An 8,083-nucleotide genomic window follows, 5' to 3' on the forward strand; every position below is an offset into this window, starting at 1 on the left:
GGCTTGCCCAGGCATACGACAAAGCCCGGAAGAAGGAAAAGGCTGCGGAAACGTACCGGAAAATTCTGGCGTTGGAACCTGAATTTAAGTGGGTAAAGGAAGAGCTTTATCCGGAGTTTAAAGAAGGTAGTTAGGACCTTATTCTCGTGTATTTTGGCAGAAAGTGAAATTCTAATATCTAATTTCGAAATTCTAAACAATATCAAATGACTAAATAAAGAAATATCAAAACGAACAAATAGGTCTCCTGTTTTGAGCTCCGGCAACTGCCGGATTGATCATTGGAATTTGTTTAGAATTTAGGATTTAGAATTTAGGATTTAGGATTTAGGATTTAGGATTTAGAATTTAGAATTTAGGATTTAGGATTTAGGATTTAGGATTTAGAATTTAGAATTTAGGATTTAGAATTTAGAATTTATCTGGGTTAGGGAAGAAGGCAGTAAGCACTATGCAGTAAACAGGGAAGATATATTAAAGTTGGTAATGGAATCAGATCTTATTGGGTCAGTTACCTATTCTTATGTGATCGGATTGTTCTGGCTGCGAGTGTATAGAAAGATTTTCCCGGAGGAAGGGAAGGAGTTTAATTGGAAAGACAGCACAAAACTTTTTGTGGAAAACACTTAACATTCGAAGCAAACAAGACAATGAGAAATGGCTTACATATTGTCCCCGGCTTCCTTTTAATGGGTGCAGTGTTTCTGAGCGGCTGCTTTGCGCCAAAAGAAGGATTATACCCTCCGTCCGAAGAAAGTGGTGATCATGTTACCGTTCATTTTATCAAAAGAAGCTGGCATACCGGTCTTCTTGTGAAGAAGAATGCTGTGGATACATTGATGCCCGATTTAACCAGGGATGTTACAAAAGCAGAATATCTTAACATCAGTTGGGGAGATAAAGAATTCTTCATGGCCGATGTGGGTACCGTTGGTTTGGCATTGCGGGCTGCATTTCTTCCAACACAATCCGTCATACAGGTTAACGGATATCCCGAATTGTCTGACTGGTATTTTGACCGGGAAGAAGTGGAAGAGATTGAATTGTCCCGCCGGGGCTTTGATTTAATGATCGATTATATCCATGAGTCTTTTGCCCGTGATTCAATGGACAATCTTGTACCGCTCAGGGAGCGTCGGACAGGCATGAGTTATTTTTATCTTTCTAACATTACTTTTTGGGGCACACGAACCTGTAATGTATGGACGGCAAAAGCATTGCGGCAATCGGGCTTTCCCATCAATCCATATTTATCGCTGACCGCCGGTAGTGTTATGAGAAAGGTGCGCAGAAACCAATGAGGGAATCCGGGTATAGAAATAAATTCATGCCACAGTCGTTTTAAAGTAAAATAATCGAACTTATTCAATTTGTTGTTGTTAGAAAAAGAAAACCTGGTTTTATTATTCATTAAAAGACAAGCGTTATGAAATTCTTTATTATAAAAAATACCCTATCCCTTATTTTTATTGCAGCAGTTCTTTTGTTTACAGCCCGGGAGGGTCGAACTCAAAGCAGCCAACAGGGATCTGAAGCGTTCACAGAGATGAAAGAACTTCTGTCATCCGGCGAATATATGTTTGAGGCAGACAGGATGCTGCCACAATCGGGGGCTTCAAAAATGCTTACCACAACCTATACGTTAAAGGTTACAGATACCACTGCAAAAGCTCATCTGCCGTACTATGGCGTGGCTTATTCCAATGTGAGATATGGCGGTAACGGGGGTATAAGTTTTGATGGGAGGATGCTGGAATATTCCCGCGAAGTGAAGGAGGACAAGGAAAGGATATTGGTTAAATTCAGAATTCACGGAGACAATATCCTCTATATATGTTCTCTCAGTGTTTCGAAAAGTGGTTCCGCCACATTGCATATAATACCCGATAACCGTCAATCGATCAGTTATTGGGGAGATATAAAAAAGATAGACTAGCCGTGAACTGAGAGTACCCCGAAACCGGAATACCTGTCTTATTTTTACAGATCACTTAAATGAATCGGCAGAATGCTATATCGGTTATGAATGAAAGGGGAAAGAAGCATGTTCCCTTCGTTTTCCTTATTGATTACCCGATGAATGAGTGTATGGTGTTATCTTCTTCTGAGGCTTTTCGCAATGGCATTTTGTTCAATTTTAACGGATATAAGAATTACTACCACCATTCTCCCGGCAGTAAAACTTTTATTTCAAGCCTGCAACCTGTTTCCTATGACAGATACCTTGAGGCATTTCGTTATGTCCAAAAAGAATTGAATATGGGGAATTCTTATCTGGTAAATCTTACCTTTCCCACACAGATTGAGTTGAATGGTTCCCTTGAAGATGTATTTCACTATAGCAAAGCTATTTATAAGTTGCTATACAAAAATGAGTTCGTTGTCTTTTCTCCGGAGAGTTTTGTTCGCATCACCGGTGGAAAAATATTTACCAATCCCATGAAAGGGACTATAAACGAAGAAATACCCGGAGCCAGAGAACGTATTTTAGGGGATCCCAAGGAACGGGCAGAGCATGCTACCATTGTGGACCTGCTTCGGAATGACTTAAGCCGGTTTTCAAAACAGGTTCGGGTTGACAGGTTCAGGTACCTCGATCTGATAAAAAGCAACAACAGAAGACTCCTGCAAGTTAGTTCAGAGATTTCCGGGATTCTGCCCCGGGATTATAAATGTCTTCTGGGTGATATTGTATTTTCCCTGCTACCGGCAGGCTCGGTTACAGGAGCCCCGAAACACAAAACCCTGGAAATCATAGACAATGCGGAAAATTACAACCGGGGTTTTTATACTGGGATTGCAGGCTATTTTGATGGCGATAAACTCGAAAGTTGTATCCTGATCCGATTCATTGAACGTAAACAGAGCCATTACCTTTATAAGAGTGGTGGTGGGATTACTGCAATGAGCAATCCTGAAAGCGAATACCGCGAACTAATCGATAAAATCTATGTACCGACTAATTGAAAGCATACTGATCGAAAACAGGCAGCCCCATTTGATGGAATACCACAACAGGCGTTTCAATAATGCCTGCAGGGATCTTTTTAATATGGCTGCAAACTTTGATTTGAACCGCTATATCAAATTTGATCCCGGGATTACCAACGAAAGGTATAAATACAGAATTCTGTTTGACGGAGATACATTTGAAACACATATTCAGAGATACATTCAAAGAAAAACGGAAACCCTTAGATTGGTGAAGGTTGATGACATAGAATATCCCTATAAAACTACAGACAGGCAAAAGCTTGATGAAGCCTTCGGATGGCGTAATTACTGTGATGACGTGATCATTGTAAGAAAAGGTATGATTACCGATGCTTATTTTTCAAATATTCTGCTTTTCGATGGAAAAAACTGGATAACGCCTGCCAAACCATTGCTTAAAGGCGTACAACGAGCTTTTTTGCTTGATAAAAAACGGATTATTGAAAAGGATGTGTCAATCGATGAAATTTACAATTACAAGTACATCAAACTCATCAATGCCATGATTCCCTTTGAAAAAGCTGATGTTGTGGATGTACCTAAAGATGTTTTTGAATTATAGAAATCAATTGAATTACAGAGATATGCCCGTTCAGGGAAAAAATCAGGATAGAATGATTCCTGATAACAGTTTATTTCGGGATAAAACACCCCAATATTATTCTTTTTGACTCACTTTTGGAGGATTCGCATAACATTGGTGGATGGAATCTCAAAGGCCATATGAAGGATTGTTTGGGATTTTTGTAATTTTAAATATGCTTGAACATTTAAGGAATCATCATCAATTCCATTATTCTTGGAATCAAAAATCAGTAATCAACCAGAGACCAACTGTTTTGTTATAATGCCCCACTTCAAAAGACCAACCAAAGTACCAGGTTGACCAAAGAACCCATAAGTTCTCAGACGGATACGCCTTACCTTCTAAAAATTGGAATCTTTTTTAGACGGATTCGTGATGGTCAATTATAATTGAACGGAAAGCTCAAAATTCGAATGCTTTCTGGGTGCTATAATAGAATGTTACATTTCTAAAAGTCGCAGTATTGAATACCACAAAATAACCGATACCGGTCACAGTTTGGTCATTCGGGTTAAAGATGAAGAGGGGAACTGGACGATGCGTTCTGTGGCCAGGATCATCATGGAGGAATACCTGAATCAACCGCAACCCACTCCCAAACACCGAATCGGGTTTAAGGATTTCGATCACCGGAACATCGCCTCCACTAATCTGATCTGGGAGACCCAGCAAGAAAAGAGGGAACGACATAAACAAATGTTTCCCTTTAAATATAGATTAAACGAACCAAAAGAAGAGGCAACCAACCCATCCAATAAACCTCAAAAATTTCATGATGAAATCGTCAGGCTCAAGGTGGAAGGAGACAGTTATAAGCAGGTTGCGCGTAAGCTGGGGATTTCGTATTACAAATTGTATCGGTATTGTAAGAAGAAGGGGATATAATAAAGTCATTGCTTTGATCTTACGATCTGTTCATCACCCAAAAGCTCATCACCCACCTCAACAGCTCCGAGATCGAACAGAACTACGGCCCCAGGGTGAGAAGCAGGATGCGGGATGTTTAACCTGGTGTCATTCTCTAATGAAACAAAAGATAACCTTGTATAGTTGGATTATTCTCCAGAGCAGAGTTTCCAGAACAGATTACATCAATTGTTTTATTACATCAATAAATTCCCGAACCGAATTTATTAGGGGTGATATCGTAATGCCATCATAATCATATAAATCACCATAATCTCCTTTTTGCCTGAAATCGAATAGTTTGGAGTAAAGCTTCCCATATTTTTTGTCAATCAAGCCAGTTTTAACAAAATGCAATCCAAATTGCGTTCTGGTTCCATCATGAGACTGAGTTTCTATGTTATTTTGTAAAAGAAGAGCGATAACAGCATAAAAACAGGCATAATATAATCTGTTTACCACAGCATTCCATCTTTGATTTTTAGCCAGTATAAGAGCATCCTCATAGGACTCTTCTGCTCTCTGTAAGCGATACCTGATGTAATCCTCCCGGTTATCAATGGTCATATACGGACACCTTCCTTCTTGACATTTTTATAAAGAGGTGAATATTTAAGACTGCCGTCCCAGTAGTTTTTTGGATAGATGAAAACAGATATCACCTGACCTGTTTCCAGTTCGAGATCATATAATTTATCCCGGAATTGATCCTCTATTTCATTGGTTACTTTCTGCGAATCAACAAGAATCAAAATATCCCAGTCTGAACCGGAATGATGATCACCCCTGGCCCTTGATCCGAACAAATAAGCCTCGGCATCCGGATCAGCCTGATGAATGGCTTTTCTTATTCTATCGATCATCTGTTTATAATCCATTCTTATTCCAGTTTTTTCAAAGATACGAATTTTTATTCACCACATCAAAGACTGCAATGTTATGGCCGGGATTATCCTTTCTCGATACGATCTGTTTATCTCCCCAAAACTCATCACCACCTCATCACCCACCTCAACAGCTCCGAGATCGAACAGAACTACGGCCCCAGGGTGAGAAGCAGGATGCCGGAAATATTTTATTTTCTAATGATTCTGGGGATAAACGTATGTAAGGTTTAGCATTCATGGAAAAAAAAATTAGTAAATATTTCATATTTTTATCAGTTTATACCTCCGGAATATTCTTCCCGGGGTGTATTACCTCCTGTATTATTTATTCATCAACTAATGCAATACATTGGCAAATCTTATTATATTGGTCTGTTAAGTGCTGCAGCATTGCATGGAGCTGCTCATCAGCAACCCCAGGAATTTTTCGTGGTGACCAGTTCCAAACAAGCTCCAACCAAGAAGAAAGGTTTGAAGATCAATAATACCAATATTGAAATCGACGAATGATACCGGCTAACGAAATTAAAGCGTGGAACACTTCTCTGTATTGGGTTGGACTGAAAAGGCCTTCAGTGTAAACACAGATTGGTTTAATGGTTCATCTAATATTCAAACATACCAGCTCGAAGAAATGATTGGCACAAAACTTCGCGCGTTGCACCAACGCAAATATGGACGTGATCTATACGACATTTATAAAGCGTTAAACTCAGTTACATTAAATATCGACCAGGTCATCCAATGCTATAAAGAATATATTGGCTTTGTGGTAGATAAACCACCCACACAAAAGCAATATTTGAATAATCTTAATGCGAAAATGAAAGACAGGGATTTTATTGAGGATACCACTTCTTTGCTCAGGCCGGATGAAGTATTTGATTACCAAAAAGCATATGACACTGTTAAAAAAGTAAGACTTGTCCGGTTTCTAACAGAAATAAAGTAAGTTCACTCATGTTTAACTTCATTTTTCTTTAATTAAATTTGGGCGAGTTATTTTAATTATTGGATTTTATAGTTAAATTTGTCGCGTCTATTTTAATTAGTTTACGCTTTCATCTCATGGAATCCTCAAAACCCATTTCATCTTTTAAACCTGGAACATTTGTTCAGGATTACAATTATAAATATTTCCTTCCGGAAAAAATCAACCGGGAATGGATATTGGATTCGCCTGAAATTCAATCGTTATGCAACGAGGCGAACAGAAATCTCGGTGAATTGAATGCTTTTTCTCAGCTTATCCCGGATGTGGATTTCTTTATCAGAATGCACATTACAAAAGAGGCAACTACATCCAGCCGCATCGAAGGAACACGAACCAAAATGGAAGAGGCTTTTCTGAAAGAGGAAGATGTCAGCCCGGAGAAAAGAGATGATTGGCAGGAAGTACAAAATTATATTGATGCTATGAACTTTGCCATAGGGGAATTGGAAAAACTGCCTGTCTCTTCGCGGTTGATCAGAAAAACGCATAAAATCCTGATGCATGGGGTAAGAGGAAAATACAGACAACCCGGAGCGTACCGCAAAAGTCAGAATTGGATAGGAGGGGCAAACGTGCCCCAAAAGCAAGAAAGCTGGTTGAGGAACTTTATAAAAACCCGGTGATCAATGTACAACAGGTTGAACACATGCTCAACGTATCCAAACCAACAGCGAATAGTCTCATTCGTGAATTGATGGAGAAAAATGTCCTGCAAGAGCTAACAGGGATGAAGAGAAACCGGGTTTTTATATTTTATAGATACATCCATCTTTTTAGCTCTAAAGAAATTCAGTAATCTTCTTCTATAAACAAATCACGGATGCTCAGATGGTCGGCAGTCTCATTTAAAATAGATGATAAAAACCCCATATCATTCATACATTCTTTCAAAGATATTATTAAATTGAGAAAAATTTAATACGTGATAATGAAGCCACACACCGAACAAGCCTTTGAAGAAGCCATTGAAAACAGTCTGCTAACCGATGGCGGATACGTCAAAGGAAGCAATACCCACTACAATAAGCAATATGCCATTGATACCCACTTTTTGTTTCAATATTTGAAAACCAGTCGTAAGCATACTGGGAAATACATATTGTAAGGAGGGTCAAAATGCCAGTATGGCAGTTTTTGACCCCGGGGTCAATTTCCCGGAATGGGGGGTCAAATTCTTCCGGAATAGGGGGTCAGTTTGCTCCGGAATATACAGGAGATGTTCTTTCAGGAAGGATAATCAATGCCAGACCCTTCAACAGTATTCATGAGATCAAGGATGTGAAAGGAATTGGGCCAAAGACTTTTGAGGATATAAGATGGAAAATAATTGCTGAATGATTTTGATCTATTGACTTGTTTTAAAATTTTCGTAATTTTGAAAATAAAGATCAAGCAATCATGCATATAAATTTTGATAGTCTGGAAAACCTGGAAGAATTGAAAAATTTAAGCAGCACGCTTAGGATTGTTGTTAAACATAAGCCTTTACTGCGCAGTGAAAATTACCTCAAATGGGAACACCGGGATATAAACAAATGGATTCGTGAATTTGAGATTGTAAAAGGTGAAGTTAATTCTCAGCGGTACGCTAAGTATGATAGGGATGGAGAGTTAATTAATTGTTTTTCAATAAATTGATGTATTAGTAATCGTCTAAATAAATATGTATTAAGATATTATTAGATATCTAAAACTTCCTTTTATTCAATTCTCTCC

12 protein-coding genes and 1 pseudogene are annotated in these 8,083 nt (G+C 38.6%); 11 read left to right on the forward strand and 2 right to left on the reverse strand.

The window, feature by feature from the left end:
- Positions 1–486 precede the first annotated feature (486 nt).
- The 6 genes from KGY70_13560 to KGY70_13585 all read left to right on the forward strand — a co-directional run bounded on the left by KGY70_13560 (position 487) and on the right by KGY70_13585 (position 4,465).
- A complete protein-coding gene (locus KGY70_13560) occupies positions 487–630 on the forward strand; it encodes a hypothetical protein (protein MBS3776216.1) in 144 nt (47 codons plus the stop codon).
- Between the two features lie 20 nt (positions 631–650).
- Positions 651–1,301 carry a DUF2459 domain-containing protein gene (locus tag KGY70_13565; protein ID MBS3776217.1) on the forward strand — a complete coding sequence of 217 codons (651 nt, stop codon included), beginning with the start codon at positions 651–653 and terminating at the stop codon, positions 1,299–1,301.
- A 125-nt stretch (positions 1,302–1,426) separates the two neighbouring features.
- Positions 1,427–1,936 (forward strand): DUF4251 domain-containing protein, encoded by a 510-nt coding sequence (locus KGY70_13570; GenBank protein ID MBS3776218.1) that lies wholly within the window; start codon positions 1,427–1,429, stop codon positions 1,934–1,936.
- Positions 1,937–1,995: 59 nt separating this feature from the next.
- On the forward strand, positions 1,996–2,967 hold the full coding sequence (locus KGY70_13575) for an aminodeoxychorismate synthase component I (protein MBS3776219.1): 972 nt from the start codon (positions 1,996–1,998) through the stop codon (positions 2,965–2,967).
- Positions 2,951–3,556 (forward strand): aminotransferase class IV, encoded by a 606-nt coding sequence (locus tag KGY70_13580; protein ID MBS3776220.1) that lies wholly within the window; start codon positions 2,951–2,953, stop codon positions 3,554–3,556. The genes KGY70_13575 and KGY70_13580 overlap by 17 nt, the downstream gene beginning before the upstream one ends.
- Positions 3,557–4,078: 522 nt before the next feature.
- A complete protein-coding gene (locus tag KGY70_13585; protein MBS3776221.1) occupies positions 4,079–4,465 on the forward strand; it encodes a helix-turn-helix domain-containing protein in 387 nt (128 codons plus the stop codon).
- A gap of 201 nt (positions 4,466–4,666) precedes the next feature.
- On the opposite strand, the gene KGY70_13590 is transcribed toward KGY70_13585, so the two are convergent.
- Positions 4,667–5,053, reverse strand: a complete 387-nt coding sequence (locus KGY70_13590; GenBank protein ID MBS3776222.1) for a HEPN domain-containing protein — start codon at positions 5,051–5,053, stop codon at positions 4,667–4,669.
- Positions 5,050–5,364, reverse strand: coding sequence for a nucleotidyltransferase domain-containing protein (locus KGY70_13595; protein ID MBS3776223.1), 315 nt, complete (start codon positions 5,362–5,364; stop codon positions 5,050–5,052). The genes KGY70_13590 and KGY70_13595 overlap by 4 nt, the downstream gene beginning before the upstream one ends.
- Before the next feature lie 267 nt (positions 5,365–5,631).
- Between KGY70_13595 and KGY70_13600 the strand changes: the two genes are divergently transcribed.
- The 5 genes and pseudogenes from KGY70_13600 to KGY70_13620 all read left to right on the forward strand — a co-directional run bounded on the left by KGY70_13600 (position 5,632) and on the right by KGY70_13620 (position 7,705).
- A complete protein-coding gene (locus tag KGY70_13600; GenBank protein MBS3776224.1) occupies positions 5,632–5,883 on the forward strand; it encodes a hypothetical protein in 252 nt (83 codons plus the stop codon).
- A gap of 22 nt (positions 5,884–5,905) precedes the next feature.
- A complete protein-coding gene (locus tag KGY70_13605; protein MBS3776225.1) occupies positions 5,906–6,325 on the forward strand; it encodes a nucleotidyl transferase AbiEii/AbiGii toxin family protein in 420 nt (139 codons plus the stop codon).
- Positions 6,326–6,441: 116 nt separating this feature from the next.
- Positions 6,442–7,163, forward strand: a pseudogene (locus KGY70_13610) (hypothetical protein).
- A gap of 132 nt (positions 7,164–7,295) precedes the next feature.
- Positions 7,296–7,472, forward strand: a complete 177-nt coding sequence (locus tag KGY70_13615; GenBank protein MBS3776226.1) for a hypothetical protein — start codon at positions 7,296–7,298, stop codon at positions 7,470–7,472.
- An 11-nt stretch (positions 7,473–7,483) separates the two neighbouring features.
- A complete protein-coding gene (locus tag KGY70_13620) occupies positions 7,484–7,705 on the forward strand; it encodes a helix-hairpin-helix domain-containing protein (protein MBS3776227.1) in 222 nt (73 codons plus the stop codon).
- Positions 7,706–8,083 lie beyond the last annotated feature (378 nt).

It is taken from the genome of Bacteroidales bacterium (assembly GCA_018334875.1).
GTDB lineage: Bacteria > Bacteroidota > Bacteroidia > Bacteroidales > UBA12077 > JAGXLC01.

Bases quoted from the DNA above. Each gene is read 5' to 3' on its own strand.
- KGY70_13560 (MBS3776216.1), top strand. From the start codon at position 487: ATGGAATCAGATCTTATTGGGTCAGTTACCTATTCTTATGTGATCGGA.
- KGY70_13620 (MBS3776227.1), top strand. From the start codon at position 7,484: ATGCCAGTATGGCAGTTTTTGACCCCGGGGTCAATTTCCCGGAATGGG.
- KGY70_13570 (MBS3776218.1), top strand. From the start codon at position 1,427: ATGAAATTCTTTATTATAAAAAATACCCTATCCCTTATTTTTATTGCA.
- KGY70_13580 (MBS3776220.1), top strand. From the start codon at position 2,951: ATGTACCGACTAATTGAAAGCATACTGATCGAAAACAGGCAGCCCCAT.
- KGY70_13615 (MBS3776226.1), top strand. From the start codon at position 7,296: ATGAAGCCACACACCGAACAAGCCTTTGAAGAAGCCATTGAAAACAGT.
- KGY70_13575 (MBS3776219.1), top strand. From the start codon at position 1,996: ATGAATCGGCAGAATGCTATATCGGTTATGAATGAAAGGGGAAAGAAG.
- KGY70_13595 (MBS3776223.1), bottom strand. From the start codon at position 5,364: ATGGATTATAAACAGATGATCGATAGAATAAGAAAAGCCATTCATCAG.
- KGY70_13565 (MBS3776217.1), top strand. From the start codon at position 651: ATGAGAAATGGCTTACATATTGTCCCCGGCTTCCTTTTAATGGGTGCA.
- KGY70_13590 (MBS3776222.1), bottom strand. From the start codon at position 5,053: ATGACCATTGATAACCGGGAGGATTACATCAGGTATCGCTTACAGAGA.